Here is a 22,017-nt window from a genome sequence, read left to right as displayed (position 1 = left end):
GCGCGAGTTAAATTAAAGTTTAAATTCTATACGACGATAGTATTGGTGTACCTCTGCCTCTTCTCTAACGGACGACCGCTATGCTGAAAAATCTGCACGTGATTACCGGTATTATCTTTGCCCTCACCATATTCTGTCTGCTGCAAGTTGTCACGGGAGGGTTGTTCTACTCCGCCGTCAGCAACGATCGCCATAACTTCCAGAACTCCGGCGTGCTCAATGCCCAGCAGGAAAATCTGAGCGACAGCGTAAACACGCTGGTAAAAACGCGCGTCACCGTGACCCGCGTGGCGATCCGCTACCTGAAAAACCAGCGCGATCCGGCTTCCCTTGCCGCGATCAACAAACTGCTTGATACCGCAAGTAACTCGCTGGCTAAAGCAGAAACCTATAACAAAGCGTGGCAGAAACTGCCGCAGGTTAACGGCCAGAATGCGGCGTTAACTGACGAGATGCAAAAATCCTGGAATCAGATGCATGAGGTCATGCGTTTGTCGATTCAGTATCTTCGCGCCGACAACTACCAGGCCTATGGCGATCTGGATGCTCAGCAGGCACAGGATGATATGGAAGCGGTCTACAACCGCTGGCGCGCCGAAAACAACACGCTGCTGAAAGCGGCAACCGAAGAGAACCAAAGCAGCTTTACGCAAATGCAGTGGACGCTGGCAGTCATTTTCCTGGCCGTTATCGCCGTGCTGGTGGTCATCTGGCAGGGGTTACAACACCTGCTGTTAAAACCACTCAACACCATTATGAACCATATTCGCGCCATTGCGGGGGGCGACCTGACGCAGAATATCGCGCTCTCTGGCCGCAATGAAATGGGTCAACTGGCCGCAGGCCTGCATGAGATGCAACAATCTCTGGTGACTACCGTCAGCGCCGTGCGCGGCAGTACCGACTCCATCTACACCGGCGCAGGTGAAATTGCCGCAGGCAGCAACGATCTTTCCGCTCGCACCGAAGAGCAGGCCGCCTCGCTCGAAGAGACGGCCGCCAGCATGGAAGAGCTGACCGCGACGGTTAAACAGAACTCCGATAACGCCCGTCAGGCTACGTTACTGGCGAAGAATGCCTCTGAAACCGCAGCACGTGGTGGCCACGTCGTGGATAACGTGGTTCGCACCATGACCGAAATTGCCGACAGTTCCCAGCAGATTGCCCACATTACTGGCGTGATTGACAGCATCGCGTTCCAGACCAATATTCTGGCGCTTAACGCCGCGGTAGAAGCCGCACGCGCCGGGGAACAGGGGCGTGGTTTTGCGGTCGTCGCAGGCGAAGTCCGTACGCTGGCGAGCCGCAGTGCACAGGCGGCGAAAGAGATCAAAGGGCTTATCGAGAACTCCGTCAGCCGGGTGAATACCGGTTCTGAGCAGGTTAGCGAAGCGGGCGCGACCATGAAGGAGATTGTCGCCGCCGTGACCCGCGTAACCGATATCATGGGTGAGATTTCGTCGGCCTCCGATGAGCAGAGCCGCGGTATTGAACAGGTGAGCCTGGCCGTTTCGCAAATGGACAGCGTGACGCAGCAAAACGCCGCGCTGGTGCAGCAGTCCGCGACGGCGGCGGCGGCACTGGAAGATCAGTCCGAACAGCTGCGTCAGGCTGTGGCCGCGTTTCGTCTGAACGGAAAAGAACACGCAGTCGCCTCACGTCCGGCAAATGTGAAAACGCCGCAGCTACTGCGTCCGGCAACGGCTAACGCCACGCCTGACAGTCACTGGGAAACCTTCTGAGTCACAGGCGGGCGATCGCCTCGCCCGCGAAAACCGCCTTAACGGCTGCGCTTGGCGTGCCGTTCCCAGTTCTCCTGTTTCGCTTCATCGGATTTCCGCAGTGAAACGTAACATGCCCCGCTGCCGCCGTGATGCGGCAGCGCCACGCAGAAAGCCTGCACTTCCTCGAACTCAGTTAACCAGCGTGCCAGATAGCTGCGCACCACATTGGGATGCGAATTCTGTTCGCGCCCTTTCCCGTGAATGATGATCAGGTTACGTAATCCGTCACGACGGGCCTGACTGATAAAAGAATACAGCATCTGTCGGCAGCGTTCGGCGGGCTGACGCAACAGGTTTAAGCTGGCCTGTCGGTCGTATTTCCCCGAACGCAGCTTCTCTATAACGCCCTGCTGTACCCCTTCGCGCTGGAACGTCAGCGGTTCTTCAAGGGGCAGGAGTTCCAGAAACCCCAGCGTCAGAAAGTTGTCCAGCTGTTCAGTATCCATCTCCTGCCGCGCCCGTGCGTTTCTCATCGGCTGCCAGTGGATATCCGAGCAGCGCTTCATGGGCTGGACATCCTCCATGGCGTCAAGAAAAAGTGATTTGTCGTCAGGGTTCATGGGGATCCTCCGGCTACTTCTGAGGGAGGTACTATACCTGTGCCAGACATGTGTCTCAATAACCGTCAGCGGCCCACTCACGGCATATATATTTACCCGGCGAATATATAATAAGGGTGATACGCACTTAAACCAGACTTAACTAAAACTTCAGTGAAGGTAAAATAAGTGATTTACGTTAAAAATTCGTGAAATCAATCACTCGTCAACCTGTCTTTTTTCGGAAAAGGTGTTATAACTAAATAAACCTGCCCCATGGAAATAATACTCAGGACTGGCAAAAGGACGTACTGCTGTGTGTACTGTAGGGTCTGTCTGATGTCGGGCAGACTCTGTTTTTTTATTTTGAATTTTCCGCTGCGTCTATTTTTCTCGCTTCCCTTCTGAATTGCGTAATTAAGGATTCGGCAAGAGGTGTCTGACGTGAATCACGTCGCTGAATTAAATAATACGCGGCTTTTGGAAGCGATTCGACAACCGGCAGAATGACGAGACGGTGCGCCAGAAGCGGGTCAGAGCCCAACTCCTGCGGCAGGATACTTAAAAAATCACTTTGCGCAACCAAGCTTATACAGGACGAAAATGTTTCACACACCACCCCAATTCGCGGTATTTGCGAGCGGTGGCGAAATAGATCTTCTAATTGCTTATAATAGCTTCCCCGCGGCGTCGGCATTGTCCAGTTATAATGCAAAAGTTCATTAATGGATGTTGCCCCTGTCGCCGGATGCCCTTCCCGGCAAAATACCGCAAACGGTTTTTCAAACAACTTTTCGAACGTAAATTCATGGTCGTAAGGCCCCTGATAATAGGTGTTAATGGTGAAATCCAGCTCACCCTGGCGTAATTCATTGATCATCGACACCAGCTGCCCTTCCATAATCCGCACCTTGACCTGGGGGTGTTGTGCATGAAAGCGCGTAATAACGGCGGGCATCAGGCTGCGTGAAACGCTGGCGCCCATCCCGATATTGATCTGCCCGGCCAGTTCCCCCTGCCGCTGGCGAATATCATCCTGCGCCGCACGCAACTCTTCCAGAATCAGTCTGGCGCGCTGGTAGAAGCCCTCGCCACACTCGGTCAAGGCAACACCTTTACTCCGGCGCACAAAAAGCTGTGCCGCCATACCCTCTTCCAGCTCTTTGATCGATTTGGTCAGCGCTGGCTGCGAAAGATTCAGCGTCCTGCTGGCACCGCGAATACTGCCCTGACGCGCGACTTCAACAAACGCCCGGATTTGATGAAATTTAATCTGAAATGTCATAGCCCGACCGATAACCGTTGTTTATCAGAGTAAAGAAACTGTCATCTACTTTAATGGAAAGGGATATGCGAGGGTAATTCCTGAACGGTTAAAACTGTGAAAAATCGGTTAGTGATAATTAAAAACTATCACAGCGTGAAGCAGTTCACATTTTTTAATGATGACGGGAAGAGATATGGACACACTGGCGCAGTACATCCAGACATTAACGCCGCAGCTGAGCGCGTGGCGTCGCGATTTTCACCATTTTGCGGAATCCGGCTGGGTAGAGTTTAGAACTGCAGCGAAAGTCGCTGAAATTCTTGATTCGCTGGGGTACGAACTGGCGATGGGCCGTGATGTGGTGGATGCCGAAAGCCGAATGGGATTGCCCGATGACGCAACGCTGGCGCGAGAATTTGCCCGAGCGCGTGCGCAAGGCGCCCCCGAAAAATGGCTGGCACCGTTTGAAGGCGGATTTACCGGCATTGTGGCGACCCTTAAGACTGGCCGCCCGGGGCCAACCCTGGCGTTTCGCGTAGACATGGATGCCCTTGATTTAAGCGAAGCGCAGGACAACAGCCATCGCCCGTTCCGCGACGGTTTTGCCTCCTGCAACCCGGGAATGATGCACGCCTGCGCGCATGACGGCCATACCACCATTGGTCTGGGACTGGCGCAGGTGCTTAAGCAGAATGAAGCGCAGCTCAACGGCACCATCAGGCTCATCTTTCAGCCTGCCGAAGAAGGGACGCGCGGCGCACGCGCTATGGTTGCCGCCGGGGCGCTGGATGGCGTGGACTATTTTACTGCCATCCATATCGGTACCGGCGTGCCTGCCGGAACGGCGATCTGCGGCAGCGATAACTTTATGGCGACCACCAAGTTCGACGTGAATTTTACGGGCGTTGCCGCACACGCAGGCGGAAAACCGGAGGATGGGCGAAACGCCCTGCTCGCCGCCGCGCAGGCCGCTCTCGCCTTACACAGCATCGCACCGCACAGTGAAGGGGCTTCCCGCGTCAACGTCGGGGTCATGCAGGCCGGAAGCGGCCGCAACGTGGTGCCCGCGAATGCGCTCATCAAAGTGGAAACCCGCGGGGAAAGCGAAGCCATAAATCAGTATGTCTTTGAACGCGCGCAGGCCGTCATTACCGGGGCGGCCGCACTCTACGGCGTGAAGGCGGAGATGCGTCTGATGGGGGCCGCCACCTCCAGCGCGCCCACACCGGCCTGGGTTGATTATCTGCGCGAACAGGCGAGCCAGGTTTCCGGCATTGATCGCGCTATCGATAAGGTCAAAGCCCCCGCCGGCTCCGAAGACGCCACGCTGATGATGGCCCGCGTGCAGCAAAACGGCGGCATGGCGTCGTATATGGTATTCGGCACGGATTTGAGCGCCGGCCATCACAACGAAAAATTCGACTTCGATGAACAGGTTATGGCTATCGCCATCGAAACGCTGGCGCGGACTGCGCTCAATTTTCCGTGGACGCGAGGTGTGTAATGCAGGAGAACTACGCTTTTATTGCCGATGCCATCGATACGCGATGTCAGACGCTAACCGATATAGCCGATGCCATCTGGGATCACCCTGAAACCCGCTTTGAAGAATTTTGGTCCGCCGAACGACTCGCCGGCGCGCTGGAGGCCGAAGGCTTTACGTTGACTCGCGAGGCGGGCGGTATTCCAAACGCTTTTATTGCGAGCTACGGCAGTGGGAAACCGGTTATCGCCCTGCTCGGTGAATACGATGCGCTGGCCGGGCTAAGCCAGCAGGCGCATTGTGCAACCGCGCAATCCGCCACGCCGGGAGCGAATGGTCACGGCTGCGGGCATAACCTCCTGGGCACCGCGGCGCTGGCCGGTGCGGTGGCGGTAAAAAGCTGGCTTGAACAGCATGGCGGTAGCGGAACGGTGCGTTTTTACGGCTGCCCCGGGGAAGAAGGCGGCTCCGGCAAAACCTTTATGGTGCGGGAAGGACTGTTTGATGACGTCGATGCCGCCGTCACCTGGCACCCGGAAGCCTTTGCCGGCATGTTTAACGTCAGCACCCTGGCCAATATTCAGGCCGCCTGGCGTTTTCACGGCGTGGCGGCGCATGCGGCCAACTCCCCTCATCTGGGGCGCAGCGCGCTGGATGCCGTGACGCTGATGACGACCGGCACCAACTTCCTTAATGAACACATCATTGAGAAAGCGCGTGTCCATTACGCCATCACCGATACCGGCGGGATTTCGCCCAACGTGGTGCAGGCCCAGGCCGAAGTGCTGTACCTGATCCGCGCCCCGGAGATGGCCGATGCGCAGCAGATCTACGAACGCATTGAGAAAATCGCCCAGGGCGCGGCAATGATGACCGAAACCACCGTGGAGTGTCGCTTTGATAAAGCTTGCTCCAGCTACCTGCCGAACCGCACGCTTGAGGCGGCAATGTATCGGGCGTTACAACACTACGGCACGCCGGCGTGGACTGCTGAAGAGCGCGACTTTGCCCGTGAGATCCGCGCTACGCTCACGTCCAACGACCTGCAGAACAGCCTCAAAAATATAGCCGCCACGGGCGGAGACGCCGGTAAAGCCTTTGCCCGCCGTCATCAGGAGACACTCCTGGTGGATGAGATTGCGCCCTATGCCATTACCGATAACGTGCTGGCGGGTTCAACGGATGTGGGTGACGTCAGCTGGAAAATGCCGGTCGCCCAGTGCTTCAGCCCCTGCTTTACCGTGGGAACGCCGCTGCATACCTGGCAACTGGTGGCACAGGGGCGAACCTCCATTGCTCACAAAGGCATGCTGCTGGCCGGGAAAGTCATGGGCGCCACGGCACTGAATCTGCTGCAGGATGCAGCCCTGCTAAAAAAATGTCGTGAAGAGTTCGAACAACAAATACAAGAAAAACCGTACGTGTGTCCGATCCCACAGGGCGTGACACCGTCACCTTTAAAATAAAAAAACACAACACAACAACACAACACTCCCGAGGAACGCCCATGAGTATGTCATCCATACCTTCGCATTCCCCATCCGGTAAGCTCTATGGCTGGGTTGAAAGGATCGGCAATAAAGTGCCACACCCTTTCCTGCTGTTTATCTATCTGATTGTCATTTTGATGGTTGCCACCGCCGTGCTCTCCGCCTTTGACGTGAGCGTGCGAAGTCCGGCCGATGGCAGCCTGGTGGCGGTGAAAAACCTGCTCAGCGTTGACGGGCTGCACTGGTTTTTACCTAACGTCATCAAAAACTTCAGCGGCTTCGCCCCGCTGGGCGCCATTCTGGCACTGGTATTAGGGGCCGGGCTGGCAGAGCGCGTGGGTTTGCTGCCTGCATTGATGGTAAAAATGGCATCCCACGTCAGCGCACGTTACGCCAGCTATATGGTGCTGTTTATCGCCTTCTTCAGCCATATCTCCTCCGACGCCGCGCTGGTGATCATGCCGCCAATGGGGGCGTTGATCTTCCTCGCCGTCGGGCGGCACCCGGTGGCGGGCCTGCTGTCGGCAATTGCGGGTGTCGGCTGCGGATTTACCGCCAACCTGCTGATTGTCACCACTGACGTATTGCTCTCGGGCATCAGCACGGAGGCGGCGAAAACCATTGACGCAGCAATGCACGTCAGCGTAATCGACAACTGGTACTTTATGGCCAGCTCAGTGATTGTTCTGACGATTGTCGGCGGGCTGATTACCGACAAGATCATCGAGCCGCGTCTGGGCAAATGGGAAGGCCGTAGCGATGAAACGCTGGAGACGCTGAGCAAAGAGCAGAAATTCGGCCTGCGCGTGGCCGGTATTGTCTCGCTGGTATTCATCGCCATGGTCGCGCTGATGGTGGTGCCGGAAAACGGTATTCTGCGCGATCCAGTTAAACATACCGTCCTGCCCTCGCCGTTTATACAGGGTATTGTGCCGCTGATCATTCTCTTCTTCTTTGTCGTTTCGCTCGCTTATGGTATCGCCACCGGCAAAATTCGCCGTCAGGGCGATCTGCCGCAGCTGATGATCGAACCGATGAAAGAGATGGCGGGTTTTATCGTCATGGTGTTCCCGCTGGCGCAGTTTGTGGCGATGTTTAACTGGAGCAACATGGGCAAGTTTATGGCCGTGGGCCTGACCGACGCGCTGGAAGCTGCCGGATTAAGCGGCGTACCGGCGTTTGTCGGCCTGGCGCTATTGTCGTCCCTGCTGTGCATGTTCATCGCCAGCGGCTCCGCCATCTGGTCGATTCTGGCCCCGATCTTCGTGCCGATGTTTATGATGCTGGGCTTCCATCCGGCGTTTGCGCAGATCCTGTTCCGCATCGCCGATTCGTCAGTGATCCCGCTTGCACCGGTTTCGCCGTTTGTCCCGCTGTTTTTAGGCTTTCTGCAGCGCTATAAACCCGAGGCAAAACTGGGTACCTACTATTCGCTGGTTTTGCCCTACCCGCTTATCTTTTTAGGGGTATGGCTGGTGATGCTGGTGGCATGGTATCTTGTCGACCTGCCGATTGGGCCGGGGATCTACCCGAGGCTGAACTAAAGGAATGAGGATGCTGAGATTACTCGAAGATAAAATTGCGACGCCGCTTGGGCCGCTGTGGGTGATCGCGGACGAGCAGTCTTGTCTGCGCGCCGTTGAATGGGAAGAGCACAGCGACCGCATGGAAGAGCTGCTGAACATTCATTATCGGGCGCAAGGTTTTGAACGTATCCGCGCCACCAATCCGGGTGGGCTGAGCGATAAGCTTGCGGCGTACTTCGAGGGCGATCTCAGCATCATCGATACACTCCCCACCGCCACGGCTGGCACCCCTTTCCAGCGTGAAGTGTGGCAGGCGCTGCGGGCCATTCCCTGCGGGCAGGTCATGCATTACGGTCAGCTCGCGGAGCAGCTGGGCCGCGCAGGCGCCGCGCGGGCGGTGGGGGCCGCCAATGGCTCTAATCCTGTTAGCATTGTCGTTCCCTGCCATCGCGTCATCGGACGCAACGGTACCCTGACCGGCTATGCCGGTGGCGTGCAGCGCAAGGAGTGGTTGCTGCGTCACGAAGGATATCTTCTGCTGTAGATCCCAGGCTTTTTGTGCTTAATTTTCTACCGGTTAGGCTAAAAATCCATAATCAAGCTGTGGAATTTCAAGAAGATGGCGACACATTGTCGTCTCTTGTCCTTATTGATGGTTTGTCAGGCTTACGTACTTACCAAAAAGATGTTAAAATTGACCAATATCAATTAAGGCTTGAGCAAACCTATGATCCCGGAAAAGCGAATTATACGACGCATTCAGTCTGGCGGTTGTGCTATCCATTGCCAGGATTGCAGCATCAGCCAGCTCTGTATCCCGTTTACCCTGAATGAGCATGAACTCGATCAGCTTGATAATATCATCGAGCGCAAAAAGCCTATTCAGAAAGGGCAGACGCTGTTTAAAGCCGGAGACGAACTGAAATCGCTCTATGCTATCCGCTCTGGCACCATCAAGAGCTATACCATCACCGAACAGGGTGATGAGCAGATCACCGGCTTCCATCTGGCGGGTGACCTGGTGGGCTTTGATGCCATCGGCACAGGCCATCACCCGAGCTTTGCTCAGGCGCTTGAAACCTCTATGGTTTGCGAAATCCCGTTTGAAACGCTGGACGACCTGTCCGGTAAGATGCCTAACCTGCGTCAGCAGATGATGCGTCTGATGAGCGGTGAGATCAAAGGCGATCAGGACATGATTCTGCTGCTTTCTAAAAAGAATGCAGAAGAGCGCCTGGCCGCGTTTATCTACAACCTCTCCCGCCGCTTCGCCGAACGGGGTTTCTCGCCGCGCGAATTCCGTCTGACCATGACCCGTGGTGATATCGGTAACTACCTGGGCCTGACCGTGGAAACCATCAGCCGTCTGCTGGGTCGTTTCCAGAAAAGCGGGATGCTGGCCGTTAAGGGTAAATACATCACTATCGAAAACGGTGAAGCACTGGCCGTGCTTGCCGGTCATGCCCGCAACGTGGCATAACTCTCCGCATGTTGATCACCAGACTGATAAATTCACATGATTTATTAGTCTGGTATAATCACTTCCGCTTTAAGCCGTCTTCACCGTAGCACATCCCCACACAGCGCCTGAAAGGTTGTCGTTGAGGTTATGAATTGAGAGAAAGTTTGTTTTTCGTTTCAGTCGTGATTGCCTCAGTGACCTTTATCTTCATCTGGATCATGCTTGTCGGCCCAATGAAGGGGGAGGAAAAAACCTACGTGCAGGACTCCACGACGTTTGCAATAGCGGTGATGGTGCTGCTGTTTATTGCTTTTATCGCGGTGACAACCACGGTGCTTTTCCTCTGATAAATTTTCATGAATTATTGATCTGACAAAAGCTCTCCTCTGTTTCATTCAGGATATATAGGTTACTCTTTTACTTACAGACTGTGGTGACAGTAGTAAGGAGACCTGTATGGCCAAGTATCAAAACATGCTGGTAGCTATCGATCCTAATCAGGACGATCAGCCGGCATTACGACGTGCTGTGTATCTACATCAACGGATTGGCGGCAAAATCAAAGCGTTTTTGCCGATCTATGACTTCTCGTATGAGATGACCACCCTTCTGTCGCCTGACGAGCGCACCGCTATGCGTCAGGGCGTCATCAGTCAGCGTACCGCGTGGATCCGTGAACAGGCGAAGTATTACCTTGAAGCGGGGGTTCCTATTGATATCAAAGTGGTCTGGCATAACCGACCTTTTGAAGCCATTATCCAGGAAGTCGTTGCCGGTGGACACGACCTGCTGCTGAAGATGGCGCACCAGCACGACAAGCTGGAATCCGTGATCTTCACCCCAACCGACTGGCACTTGCTGCGTAAATGCCCTTGCCCGGTCTGGATGGTGAAAGACCAGCCGTGGCCGGAGGGCGGGAAAGCCGTAGTGGCGGTAAACCTCGCCAGCGAAGAGGATTATCATAATTCACTCAACGAGAAGCTGGTGAAGGAAACCATCCAGCTCGCTGACCAGGTCAATCACACTGAAGTGCATCTGGTGGGCGCCTATCCAGTCACCCCAATCAATATCGCCATTGAGTTGCCTGAATTTGACCCCAGCGTCTATAACGACGCCATTCGCGGCCAGCATTTGCTGGCCATGAAAGCGCTGCGCCAGAAGTTCAGCATTGACGAGAACATGACGCACGTAGAGAAAGGGCTGCCTGAAGAGGTGATCCCGGATTTAGCAGAACATTTGCAGGCCGGGATTGTGGTCCTGGGGACCATTGGCCGGACCGGTATTTCTGCCGCGTTCCTCGGCAATACCGCCGAACAGGTGATCGACCATCTGCGCTGTGACCTGCTGGTCATTAAGCCAGATGAGTTCCAGACGCCGATTGAGCTGGACGATCCGGAAGACGATTAATATAACCCTGTCAGCCCGCCGCTCCGGCGGGCTTTTTTTTTCAGCTCTCCATCACCGGCTTCGGCTGTTCACCCGGCTCATCCTGCATCCACGGCGCGTGCAATACCATGCTCGGCAGTGCCAGCTTAATCTCCTGAGCATTCAGCCCTTCAAGAATACGGATATTGATCTCCTGCTGGATATCCATGTATTTGTTGTAATCCGCGGTATTGACGATATGAACGACTTCAAACGTCAGACGGTCGCGGTCAAATCCGAGAAAATGGGCACGATCGAATTTTGTCTCACCCACATCGGTGATGATTTGCCTGACCATATCCCCCACGTAGCGCAGCTTATCGGGCGGCGTGTCGCTGGCCACGCCAAAGGTAAAGACGATACGACGTGTCTGCATACGTTTGTAGTTGTGGAGTGTTTGCTGGAGCAAAATGGCGTTGCCGCAGACGATCTGCTCCCCGCTCAGGCTGCGTATGCGGGTCGTTTTAAGGCCAATGTGCTCTACCGTCCCCGCCACGTCGTTGAACACCACAAAATCACCAATTTCAAACGGCTTATCAAAACCAATGGACAGGGAGGCAAACACGTCGCTCAGGATCGTTTGTACGGCGAGAGCGATGGCAATCCCCCCCACCCCAAGGCTGGCAACCAGAGCAGTGATGTTGACGCCCGCGTTAGCAAGAATAGACAGCAGCATCACTGACCAGACAATGGCACGGAGAATAAGCCCCGTGATCACCAGCGTAACCGGATTTTTATGACTTCCCGGTGCCAGCATGACGTGACGTAGCCACGACACAACGCCCTGATCCATCCACAGTGCCACCTGAATCGCGAAAACCAGGAACCAGGCATGGCTGACCGTGCCAAAAAGATGATCGGGTAAGTCAACAAAACGCAGGCTGAACAGAAGTGCTACGACAAAAAGCAGGATCCGACTCGTCCTGTTAAGCATATCGCTCAGGATAAAACGCATCCGGTTGGTGGTCGGGTGTTTGTCGCCCCAGGTGGTGATCCCTTTCTTAACGAACGCGATCAGGCGCGTCAGCAGCCAGTACACCAGCAGCGTGACAAAGACAACCGTGGCGACGCCTACCCAAAATGTCGGCGTCATCATCAACGCGATGATGTCGAAGCGGGACAGAAATTGCATTACACCTCCTCGTCTTACACAAAGGGTAAAGTATAGACAGAGGAGAAAAGCTGACCGCAGAAATAAGAAAACCGCCCCGAAGAGCGGTTTGTCAGGGTGAAGCGAAATTACAGTGCTTTCAGAATCGCATCCACGCTGGCTTTGGCGTCGCCAAACAGCATGTGGGTGTTCTCTTTGAAGAACAGCGGGTTCTGCACGCCAGCATAGCCGGTGTTCATGGAGCGTTTGAAGACAATCACGTTCTGCGCCTTCCATACTTCCAGAACCGGCATACCCGCGATTGGGCTGCGCGGATCGTCCTGCGCCGCCGGGTTAACGGTGTCGTTAGCACCAATGACCAGCACGGTGTCGGTATCGGCGAAATCATCGTTGATCTCGTCCATCTCCAGCACGATGTCGTAAGGCACTTTCGCTTCCGCCAGCAGCACGTTCATGTGGCCTGGCAGACGTCCCGCCACCGGGTGAATACCAAAGCGAACCTTGATCCCACGCGCGCGCAGCTTCTCAGTAATTTCTGCGACCGGATACTGCGCCTGCGCCACCGCCATGCCATAGCCCGGGGTGATAATGACCGAGTGCGAGTTTTTCAGCATCTCTGCGGTATCTTCCGCGCTGATCTCACGGTGCTCACCCACTTCTTCATCAGAACCGGTAGAGGAGCCATCAGAACCAAATCCCCCGGCGATAACGCTGATAAACGAACGATTCATCGCCTTACACATGATGTAAGACAGGATCGCACCAGATGAACCCACCAGCGCACCGGTGACGATCAGCAGGTCGTTGCTCAGCATAAAGCCTGCCGCCGCCGCCGCCCAACCGGAGTAGGAGTTCAGCATGGAGACCACCACCGGCATATCCGCACCACCGATAGACGCCACCAGGTGCCAGCCAAATGCCAGCGCGATGAGGGTCATCACCAGTAATGCCAGCACCTGCAGGCCCACGCTTTCGGTACGCACGAAGATGACCATCAGTACAAACGATACCACCAGCGCCGCCAGGTTCAGCTTGTGACGGTTTGGCAGCATCAGCGGTTTAGACGAAATCTTACCGCGCAGTTTGCCGAACGCCACAATTGAGCCGGTGAAGGTCACCGCACCAATAAAGATGCCGAGGAACACTTCGGTCAGGTGAATGTTGACCAGAATCGGTTCCAGACCCGGTTCGTGATACAGGTAGCTGTTGAAGCCCACCAGCACGGCCGCCAGACCCACAAAGCTGTGCAGAATAGCAACCAGCTCCGGCATCTCGGTCATTTCAACGCGTTTCGCCAGGCGAATACCGATCGCGCCGCCGATGATCATCGCCACCAGGATCCACGCCACGTTACCGGTGTCCGGCCCGAAGATGGTGGCGATCAGCGCAATCGCCATCCCGGCGATACCAAAGTTATTCCCCTGCTGAGACGTTTCGTGTTTGGAAAGCCCCGCCAGACTGAAAATAAACAGGATTGCAGCAACAATGTATGCGGCTGTGACTAATCCTCCAGACATATGCTACCCCTTAGCCTTTACGAAACATTTTCAGCATGCGCTGAGTCACGGTGAAACCACCGAAAATATTGATACTGGCGATCAGCACCGCAATAAAGCTCAGGAAGCTGATCCAGCCGCCGTGACCAATCTGCAGTAACGCCCCGACCACGATAATCCCGGAGATGGCGTTGGTTACCGACATCAGCGGCGTGTGCAACGCGTGGGAGACGTTCCACACCACGTAGTAACCGACCACGCAGGAGAGCGCGAAGACGGTAAAGTGGCCGAGGAACTCTTTCGGCGCGACGTCAGCCAGCCAGCCGAACAGGATAATGACCAGCGCCATGATGGCGTATTTACGCCATGGAGACGCCGGTTTAGCGGGTTCTTTTGGCTCTGGCGCCGCTTTCGGCGCGGCCTGAGGCTGAGCAGAAACCTGAATCGGCGGTGCCGGCCAGGTGATTTCACCATCACGGACAACGGTAACACCGCGCACCACGACATCGTCGAAATCAACGGTGACGTTTCCGTCTTTCTCTTTGCACAGCAGCTTCAGCAGGTTAACCAGGTTGGTGCCGTACAGCTGAGACGACTGCGTTGGCAGGCGGCCTGGCAGATCGGTATAGCCGATCACCTTCACGCCGTTGGCGGTGGTCGTCACCTGATTAGCAACGGTGTACTCACAGTTACCGCCGTTTTGCGCCGCCAGGTCGACAATCACGCTGCCCGGCTTCATGGAATCCACCATCTCACGGGTGATAAGCTTCGGCGCAGGTTTACCCGGAATCAGCGCGGTGGTCACAATAATGTCGACATCTTTCGCCTGAGCGGCGAAGAGTTCCATTTCGGCTTTGATAAAGGCTTCGGACATGACTTTCGCGTAACCGTCACCGCTGCCCGCTTCTTCCTTGAAGTCCAGCTCAAGGAATTCGGCACCCATACTCTGGACCTGTTCCTTCACCTCCGGACGGGTATCAAATGCGCGCACGATAGCGCCGAGGCTGTTTGCCGCACCGATTGCGGCAAGCCCTGCCACACCCGCACCAATCACCATGACTTTTGCCGGAGGGACTTTCCCCGCCGCGGTGATCTGACCGGTAAAGAAGCGTCCAAATTCGTGAGCCGCTTCCACAATCGCGCGATAACCCGCAATGTTAGCCATGGAGCTTAAGGCATCCAGCGACTGCGCGCGCGAAATGCGCGGCACGGAGTCCATCGCCATCACGGTCACGCCACGTGCAGCCAGCTTCTCCATAAGCGCTGGATTTTGCGCAGGCCAGATGAAGCTCACCAGCGTGGTGCCCGGATTCAGGAGCGCAATCTCACTCTCTTCCGGTGCGTTAACCTTCAGAATAACCGGCGACTGCCAGACTTCAGCACCGTCCACCACTTCCGCACCCGCCTGGATAAAGGCCTCGTCATCGAAACTCGCCAGTTTGCCTGCGCCGCTTTCAACCGCGACGGTAAAACCCAGCTTAAGCAGTTGCTCCACCGTTTTCGGTGTTGCCGCTACGCGGGTTTCATTGGCTAACCGTTCTTTTGGTACCCCAATACGCATAGTTTTCCCTTCCATCGGTTTTTGATGATGGTTTGTCGATAAATGCCCGCGGTTTGTATCAATTTTCGCCATTCTCATAGCGATGAGAGATGATTAACCCCGGAAAATAAAACAGTAACAAACTGTCTATAACCTACTGAAAATAGCGCCCGTGATCTACCGCCAGAAAACACTATTTCTTACTTTATCTGTGAAAAATAAGCGATCGGCGTCACTGACAGTGATATTTACCTTAAATTCATCGCCAGAACCGATAAATAGCGCAAGCGAAGCGGTAAAAACATGATATAGCGCCATAAGAGAACAAGTTATTAACATTAAATTAACTTGTAAAAGTCATATGCTTTATCAGTTTTACTTGTCAAACGCCTGTTTTTTCAACATATCACTAAATGTTATCGAATTCGTTAATTCAGTGAGCACAGGCAGTGAAAAATGGCGCAGACAGCGACGGGTTTTAAATGCCATAATCGGGGCCGTCTCAAATTAACAACAATACCAGTACATGGTTTGCGCAAGGCGAAGGATTATTTTTATGAAGCTTAAGAACACACTCCTGGCGTCCGCACTTCTCTGTGCGACCGCCCTGTCTGCGAATGCCGCAACAGAGTTAACGCCAGAGCAAGCGGCAGCGTTAAAACCTTTTGACCATACGGTCATTGTGGGTCGTTATAATTCTATTGGCGATGCCGTCGCCGCCGCATCAAAAGCCGCTGATAAAAACGGGGCGGCCTCGTTTTACGTTGTTGACCAGTCTGATTATGGCAACAGCGGCAACCAGCGCGTAACCATTGCGCTGTATAAAGACAATGCGCCAAAAGCAGACGCACCGAAAAACCGTGTGATTAACGGTATCGTTGAGCTGCCAAAAGATCAGGCAATTGAGCTGGAACCGTACGACACCGTTACCGTTCAGGGCTTCTATCGCAGCCAGCCTGAAGTGAACGATGCCATCACCAAAGCCGCGAAAGAGAAAGGGGCCTACTCGTTCTATATCGTGCGCCAGGTGGATGCTAACCAGGGCGGCAACCAGCGTATTACCGCATTCATCTATAAAGAAGATGCGAAGAAACGCGTTCTGCAGAGCCCGGATGCCATCCCTGCTGACTCCGAAGCGGGTCGCGCGGCGATAGCGAAAGGCGGCGAAGAAGCGAAGAAAGTTGAAATTCCAGGCGTAGCGACGACTGCGGCACCAAGCGCTGAAGTGGGCCGTTTCTTTGAAACGCAATCCACGAAAGGTGGCCGCTATTCCGTGACGCTGCCAGACGGCACCAAAATTGAAGAGCTGAACAAAGCCACTGCTGCACAGATGGTGCCGTTCGACAGCATCAAGTTTACCGGCAACTACGGCAACATGACGGAAGTCTCTTACCAGGTCGCGAAGCGTGCGGCGAAGAAAGGGGCGAAGTATTACCATATCACCCGCCAGTGGCAGGAACGTGGTAACAACGTGACCATCAGCGCCGATCTGTACAAGTAATAAAATCATTGACCAAAGGCGGCGCAATGCCGCCTTTTTTTGTTACTTTTTTCGAATTTCTGCCACACATCATTGCATGCTTTCGTGACACTCCGTAAAATCCCGCGCCTTAGTGTAATCCACCATTTTTATGCGCCGCAGCGAAATAATTATTCTGGATTGGGACTTTTCATAACAGGAAGCCAATGGAAAAGAAACTTGGCCTGAGTGCTCTGACTGCACTCGTTTTAAGCTCAATGCTGGGTGCGGGCGTATTCAGTTTACCGCAGAACATGGCTGCCGTCGCAAGCCCCGCCGCGTTACTCATCGGCTGGGGGATTACCGGCGTCGGGATATTGCTGCTGGCGTTCGCCATGCTGCTGCTCACCCGCATTCGCCCCGATCTGGACGGCGGTATTTTCACCTATGCGCGTGAAGGATTTGGCGAGCTGATCGGCTTCTGCTCCGCCTGGGGCTACTGGCTGTGCGCGGTGATCGCCAACGTCTCCTATCTGGTGATCGTTTTCTCAGCGCTCAGCTTCTTTACCGATACGCCTGAACTGCGTCTGTTTGGTGACGGCAATACCTGGCAGTCAATTGTCGGTGCCTCGGTGCTGCTCTGGGTAGTTCACTGGCTGATTTTGCGCGGCGTCCAGACCGCCGCCAGCATCAACCTGGTGGCAACGCTGGCGAAACTGGTGCCGCTCGGCCTGTTTATCGTACTGGCCTTTATTGCGTTTCGTCTTGATGTGTTTACGCTTGATTTCAGCGGCATTGCGCTGGGCGTTCCGGTCTGGGAGCAGGTGAAAAACACGATGCTGATCACCCTGTGGGTATTCATCGGCGTTGAGGGGGCAGTCGTGGTCTCTGCCCGCGCGCGTAACAAACGTGATGTGGGCCGTGCCACGCTGCTGGCCGTCCTGGCGGCGCTGGGCGTGTATCTGCTGGTCACGCTGCTGTCGCTGGGCGTGGTGGCGCGTCCTGAACTGGCCGAAATGCGTAACCCGTCAATGGCCGGGCTGATGGTGAAAATGCTTGGCCCGTGGGGTGACGTTGTGATTGCCGCGGGATTGATCGTCTCCGTCTGCGGCGCGTACCTGAGCTGGACCATCATGGCGGCTGAAGTGCCGTTCCTGGCCGCGACGCACAAAGCGTTTCCACGCCTGTTTGCCCGTCAAAACCAAAATAATGCCCCTTCAGCGTCTCTCTGGCTGACCAATATTAGCGTTCAGGTCTGTCTGGTGCTGATCTGGCTCACAGGTTCAGACTATAACACCCTGCTGACCATCGCCTCAGAGATGATTCTGGTACCCTATTTCTTAGTGGGCGCGTATTTGTTAAAAATCGCCACGCGTCCGGCGCATTATATCGTGGGTATCGGGGCCTGTATTTACGGTCTGTGGTTGTTGTATGCTTCCGGGCCTATGCATCTGCTGCTGTCGGTAGTGCTGTATGCGCCGGGTCTGCTGGTGTTTATCTACGCCCGCCGCACGCATCAGCTGGAGAACGCGCTGAGACGGCGTGAGATGGCCTTAATCGGGCTGTTACTGGTTGCTGCCGTTCCGGCAACCTGGATGTTAATGGGATAGCCCTCGTCTTTCCCATTGTTGAACTGTAAAGGAGAATACGATGGGAAATACACCGCTTCGCCCAATACTGATCACGGGTGGAGGCCGCCGTATCGGCCTCGCCCTCGCCCATCATTTTCTCAACCTTCGCCATCCGGTCATTGTCAGTTACCGTACGGAATACCCGTCAATTGAGGGTTTGCGCAAAGCCGGAGCCGTCTGTATTCAGGCCGATTTTTCCACTGATGAGGGCATTCTGGCCTTTGCTGAGAAGGTGAAAGCCACCACCACGGGGTTGCGCGCCGTGATCCATAACGCCAGCGCCTGGCGGGCCGAGAAACCCGGCACGTCACTCAGCGAAACGCTCTCCGCGATGCTGCAGATCCACGTCAATGCCCCTTATCTGCTTAACCACGCCCTGCAGGATCTGCTGCGTGGCCATGGTCATGCTGCGGGGGACATTATTCACTTCACCGACTATGTAGTGGAACGCGGCAGCGACAAGCACATCGCCTATGCGGCCAGTAAAGCCGCGCTGGATAACATGACGCGTTCGTTCGCCCGCAAGCTCGCGCCTGAGGTGAAGGTGAATGCCATCGCTCCGGCGATGATTTTATTTAATGAAAACGATGATGCGGAGTATCGCCAGCAGGCGCTCAATAAGTCGCTCATGAAAATAGCCCCAGGCGAGAAAGAGGTGATCGACCTTGTGGATTACCTGCTCACCAGTTGCTATGTCACCGGCAGAACCTTTGCCGTGGACGGCGGCCGCCCGTTACGCTAGTGAAAGCGGCTCCAGAAGAAAATTAACACCCAGGCGCTGAGCCCCCAGCAAACCACTGCCCCGCCCAGCGCCAGGGGAAGCCGTAGAAAACCGGTGAAATACCATAACGAAAGCAGGTAGAGAAAATAGGGGATGATAGACCACATACCAAACACAATGGTGGTGCGTAGCGCCTCGGTTCCCCGTTCAGACGCCACAATATAATGGGCAATAAGCGCAAAGGTCGGGAAAAGCGGGATCAGCCCGGCAATATAGTAGTTTTTGGTTTTTGCCAGAATGCCTATCAGTAACACCACCAGCGCTCCCAGCGCCGCTTTGATCACCAGCCCCATACTTTTTCCTATAACAATCAAATAACAATATGAGCCAGAATAACGGAAGCGGCGTTAATTTTGAAAGATTAATGGAAGGTTAAGGTTCCGCGGTGTATGTTGGCTTTTTTCACGAAAACAGACGTTGTATGAATAAGATTGTTTATGTTGAAGACGAACCCGAAGTCGGGCAGTTGATCGCCGCCTATCTGGGCAAACATGATATGGACGTCATTGTTGAGCCTCGCGGCGATCGGGCCGAAGAGGTGGTCGTCCGTGAAAACCCGGACCTGGTGCTGCTGGATATCATGTTGCCTGGCAAAGACGGCATGACCCTCTGCCGCGACCTGCGCGCCCGCTGGGAAGGTCCTATCGTGTTGCTCACCTCTCTGGACAGCGATATGAACCATATCCTGTCGCTGGAGATGGGTGCCAACGATTACATTCTGAAAACCACACCGCCTGCCGTTCTGCTTGCCCGTCTGCGCCTGCATTTGCGCCAGCACGCGAGTGTCGAACGCGAATCGCCCGCCCCCTCTCTGACGCCGCACAAAGCGATGCGTTTTGGTACGCTGTCTATCGATCCGATCAACCGCCAGGTGCTGCTTTCCGGCGAGCTTATCGCCCTCTCCACCGCCGACTTTGACCTGCTGTGGGAACTGGCAACGCATGCCGGGCAAATCATGGACCGTGACGCGCTGCTGAAAAACCTGCGTGGCGTGAGCTATGACGGCATGGACCGCAGCGTCGACGTTGCGATTTCGCGCCTGCGCAAAAAGTTGCAGGATAATGCCACCGAGCCCTACCGCATTAAAACCGTGCGTAACAAAGGTTATCTGTTTGCCCCGCACGCCTGGGAAACCTGATTACGCTCACCAGCTAACCAAACATGCTCGAAATGAAGGCATTACACCGCGATGCCTTCTCTTTCTCGCGTTTAATTACCCGTTTGCGCAACAAATACTTGCTAAGCACGCTATCTAATCCATAATTAAAGTTCAATTGTCTCTTCTTCAGGCCGCACCGGCCCCGCTACCTGCTTACACCTGTTCCGCACATTCCCTCCCATGAAATCTTGAAGTGAGGATTTAAGCCTATGAAATATGTATAGCTACCATGAAGTAGAAGCCATCAAAACCAATCTTGAATGGATTGTTAATCAGCTAACCTTTAAGCAATCCTCCCCCTCAGGTACCGACCTAAAAGCGCTCTTTGACCTGCTGGAACTGATTCAGTCTTACGAAATGCTCCTGGACTTAATCAGGGACTTCGGAACGGACGTGATTGATACGCACATTGCGGAAGGCCTGGCCGTCACGGAAAAACTCATCGCCAAGGTTAAAAGAAGTGCGCACGCAATGTAAGAGGCGTCACAGACATGAAAACAGGTGAGGTTTTTCATGTATATTCTGCCTATCGCGTTTTTCCGGTGAGATGGAATGAAAAAGCTGTTTGTGCAGTTTTATCTTTTACTGTTTGTCTGCTTCCTGGTCATGACCATGCTGGTCGGGCTGGTCTATAAATTTACCGCCGAACGTGCGGGCAGGCAGTCGCTGGACGATTTGATGAAAAGCTCGCTGTATCTGATGCGGAGCGAACTCAGAGAGATCCCGCCGCACGACTGGGCGAACACCCTCAAAGAACTCGATCTGAACCTGTCATTTGATTTACGCATCGAGCCATTAAAAGATTTCGAGTTAGATCCGCCCGCAATGCAGCGCCTGCGCGATGGCGATATCGTGGCGCTGGATGAGAAATACACCTTTATCCAGCGTATTCCGCGCAGCCATTATGTGCTGGCTGTCGGGCCGGTTCCTTATCTCTATTATCTTCACCAGATGCGCCTGCTGGACATGGCGTTGATGGCCTTTATCGCCATTTCGCTCGCGTTTCCGGTCTTTATCTGGATGCGTCCCCACTGGCAGGACATGCTGAAGCTGGAATCCGCCGCACAGCGTTTTGGCGAGGGGCATTTCACCGAGCGCATTCACTTCGACAGCGGTTCCAGCTTTGAACGGCTGGGCGTGGCCTTTAACCAGATGGCCGATAATATTAATGCCCTGATCGCCAGTAAAAAACAGCTAATCGACGGTATTGCCCACGAGCTGCGCACGCCACTGGTTCGCCTGCGTTATCGTCTGGAGATGAGCGAGAATCTGACAGAAGCGGAGTCACTCGCGCTAAACCGCGATATTGGTCAGCTTGAAGCGCTGATTGAAGAGCTGCTCACCTACGCGCGCCTCGACCGCCCACAAAACGAGCTGAACCTCAGTGCGCCAGATCTGCCCGCCTGGCTGCAAACCCATATTGATGATGTCCAGAGCGTGAACCCGCAACGCACGCTGTTGACGCGCGTCACGCCCGGCGATTACGGCGCGCTCGATATGCGGCTGATGGAGCGCGTGCTTGATAACCTGCTGAACAACGCCATGCGCTACAGCGAAAGTACGCTTCAGATTGGACTGGATTTGCAGGGTAACCAGGCAAGCCTGACAGTTGAAGACGATGGACCGGGAATTGCCCCGGAAGCACGAGAAACCGTATTTGAACCGTTTGTCCGCCTCGATCCCAGCCGCGATCGCGCCACCGGCGGGTGCGGACTGGGGCTGGCCATTGTTTACTCTATTGCGCAGGCCATGGGCGGCACGGTGCATTGTGAGGAGAGCGAACTCGGCGGCGCACGCTTCTGCTTTAACTGGCCGGTGTACCATAACATCGCCCTTCCCGTCCCTGTCTGACCTTAACCGCACG

At 54.8% G+C, this 22,017-nt stretch carries 20 protein-coding genes; 14 read left to right on the top strand and 6 right to left on the bottom strand.

Translation table 11 applies throughout. From position 1 onward, the window contains the following. Positions 1-80: 80 nt before the first annotated feature. Positions 81-1,742, top strand: coding sequence for a methyl-accepting chemotaxis citrate transducer (gene tcp, locus A4308_RS14545; RefSeq protein WP_023337207.1), 1,662 nt, complete (start codon positions 81-83; stop codon positions 1,740-1,742). 38 nt (positions 1,743-1,780) lie between these two features. On the opposite strand, the gene smrA is transcribed toward tcp, so the two are convergent. Next, positions 1,781-2,344 (bottom strand): DNA endonuclease SmrA, encoded by a 564-nt coding sequence (smrA, locus tag A4308_RS14540; RefSeq protein WP_023330274.1) that lies wholly within the window; start codon positions 2,342-2,344, stop codon positions 1,781-1,783. Positions 2,345-2,684: 340 nt separating this feature from the next. After that, a complete protein-coding gene (locus A4308_RS14535; RefSeq protein ID WP_014883609.1) occupies positions 2,685-3,608 on the bottom strand; it encodes a LysR family transcriptional regulator in 924 nt (307 codons plus the stop codon). 175 nt (positions 3,609-3,783) lie between these two features. On the opposite strand from A4308_RS14535, the gene A4308_RS14530 reads away from it, so the two are divergent. From A4308_RS14530 to uspE, 7 genes are all read left to right on the top strand, one after another. Continuing rightward, positions 3,784-5,094, top strand: coding sequence for a M20 family metallo-hydrolase (locus A4308_RS14530; RefSeq protein ID WP_023330272.1), 1,311 nt, complete (start codon positions 3,784-3,786; stop codon positions 5,092-5,094). Beyond that, a complete protein-coding gene (locus A4308_RS14525) occupies positions 5,094-6,539 on the top strand; it encodes a M20 family metallopeptidase (protein WP_023330271.1) in 1,446 nt (481 codons plus the stop codon). Before A4308_RS14530 ends, A4308_RS14525 begins: the two co-directional genes overlap by 1 nt. 41 nt (positions 6,540-6,580) lie before the next feature. Then, a complete protein-coding gene (gene abgT / locus A4308_RS14520; RefSeq protein WP_063308645.1) occupies positions 6,581-8,107 on the top strand; it encodes a p-aminobenzoyl-glutamate transporter in 1,527 nt (508 codons plus the stop codon). 10 nt (positions 8,108-8,117) lie between these two features. After that, positions 8,118-8,633 carry a methylated-DNA--[protein]-cysteine S-methyltransferase gene (gene ogt / locus A4308_RS14515; RefSeq protein WP_014883605.1) on the top strand — a complete coding sequence of 172 codons (516 nt, stop codon included), beginning with the start codon at positions 8,118-8,120 and terminating at the stop codon, positions 8,631-8,633. Positions 8,634-8,816: 183 nt separating this feature from the next. Next, entirely contained in the window at positions 8,817-9,569 is a 753-nt protein-coding gene (gene fnr, locus A4308_RS14510; RefSeq protein ID WP_006174991.1) for a fumarate/nitrate reduction transcriptional regulator Fnr, read from the top strand. Positions 9,570-9,715: 146 nt separating this feature from the next. Continuing rightward, positions 9,716-9,898, top strand: coding sequence for a hypothetical protein (locus A4308_RS14505; RefSeq protein ID WP_014883604.1), 183 nt, complete (start codon positions 9,716-9,718; stop codon positions 9,896-9,898). Between the two features lie 109 nt (positions 9,899-10,007). Further along, positions 10,008-10,958: a universal stress protein UspE gene (gene uspE / locus A4308_RS14500; protein WP_014883603.1), complete on the top strand. Its 951-nt coding sequence runs from the start codon at positions 10,008-10,010 to the stop codon at positions 10,956-10,958. A gap of 40 nt (positions 10,959-10,998) precedes the next feature. Here the strand turns inward: uspE and A4308_RS14495 are convergent, their stop codons facing one another. From A4308_RS14495 to pntA, 3 genes are all read right to left on the bottom strand, one after another. Next, complete coding sequence (locus A4308_RS14495) at positions 10,999-12,108, bottom strand: mechanosensitive ion channel family protein (protein WP_014883602.1); 1,110 nt, start codon at positions 12,106-12,108, stop codon at positions 10,999-11,001. A gap of 107 nt (positions 12,109-12,215) precedes the next feature. Then, positions 12,216-13,604, bottom strand: coding sequence for a Re/Si-specific NAD(P)(+) transhydrogenase subunit beta (gene pntB / locus A4308_RS14490; RefSeq protein ID WP_023330269.1), 1,389 nt, complete (start codon positions 13,602-13,604; stop codon positions 12,216-12,218). Between the two features lie 10 nt (positions 13,605-13,614). After that, positions 13,615-15,144, bottom strand: a complete 1,530-nt coding sequence (gene pntA / locus A4308_RS14485; RefSeq protein WP_023330268.1) for a Re/Si-specific NAD(P)(+) transhydrogenase subunit alpha — start codon at positions 15,142-15,144, stop codon at positions 13,615-13,617. A gap of 535 nt (positions 15,145-15,679) precedes the next feature. On the opposite strand from pntA, the gene ydgH reads away from it, so the two are divergent. The 3 genes from ydgH to folM all read left to right on the top strand — a co-directional run bounded on the left by ydgH (position 15,680) and on the right by folM (position 18,955). Beyond that, positions 15,680-16,624 carry a DUF1471 family protein YdgH gene (gene ydgH / locus A4308_RS14480; RefSeq protein WP_014883599.1) on the top strand — a complete coding sequence of 315 codons (945 nt, stop codon included), beginning with the start codon at positions 15,680-15,682 and terminating at the stop codon, positions 16,622-16,624. 185 nt (positions 16,625-16,809) lie between these two features. Continuing rightward, entirely contained in the window at positions 16,810-18,192 is a 1,383-nt protein-coding gene (locus A4308_RS14475; RefSeq protein ID WP_023330267.1) for an amino acid permease, read from the top strand. A 40-nt stretch (positions 18,193-18,232) separates the two neighbouring features. Next, a complete protein-coding gene (folM, locus tag A4308_RS14470) occupies positions 18,233-18,955 on the top strand; it encodes a dihydromonapterin reductase (RefSeq protein WP_014883597.1) in 723 nt (240 codons plus the stop codon). Here folM and A4308_RS14465 read toward each other — a convergent pair. After that, positions 18,952-19,287: a GlpM family protein gene (locus A4308_RS14465; RefSeq protein WP_014883596.1), complete on the bottom strand. Its 336-nt coding sequence runs from the start codon at positions 19,285-19,287 to the stop codon at positions 18,952-18,954. The genes folM and A4308_RS14465 overlap by 4 nt on opposite strands. 128 nt (positions 19,288-19,415) lie before the next feature. Here A4308_RS14465 and rstA point away from each other — a divergent pair, with 128 nt between their 5' ends. From rstA to rstB, 3 genes are all read left to right on the top strand, one after another. Further along, on the top strand, positions 19,416-20,132 hold the full coding sequence (rstA, locus tag A4308_RS14460) for a two-component system response regulator RstA (protein ID WP_032636775.1): 717 nt from the start codon (positions 19,416-19,418) through the stop codon (positions 20,130-20,132). Between the two features lie 237 nt (positions 20,133-20,369). Further along, positions 20,370-20,630 (top strand): hypothetical protein, encoded by a 261-nt coding sequence (locus A4308_RS14455; protein ID WP_014883594.1) that lies wholly within the window; start codon positions 20,370-20,372, stop codon positions 20,628-20,630. A gap of 75 nt (positions 20,631-20,705) precedes the next feature. After that, positions 20,706-22,004 (top strand): two-component system sensor histidine kinase RstB, encoded by a 1,299-nt coding sequence (rstB, locus tag A4308_RS14450; protein WP_014883593.1) that lies wholly within the window; start codon positions 20,706-20,708, stop codon positions 22,002-22,004. Positions 22,005-22,017: the final 13 nt, after the last annotated feature.

Source organism: Enterobacter sp. ODB01 (assembly GCF_001623605.1).
Classification (GTDB): domain Bacteria; phylum Pseudomonadota; class Gammaproteobacteria; order Enterobacterales; family Enterobacteriaceae; genus Enterobacter; species Enterobacter kobei.
Note: the sequence above shows the minus strand (reverse complement) of the source record. Positions and strands in the feature narration are given on the sequence as shown.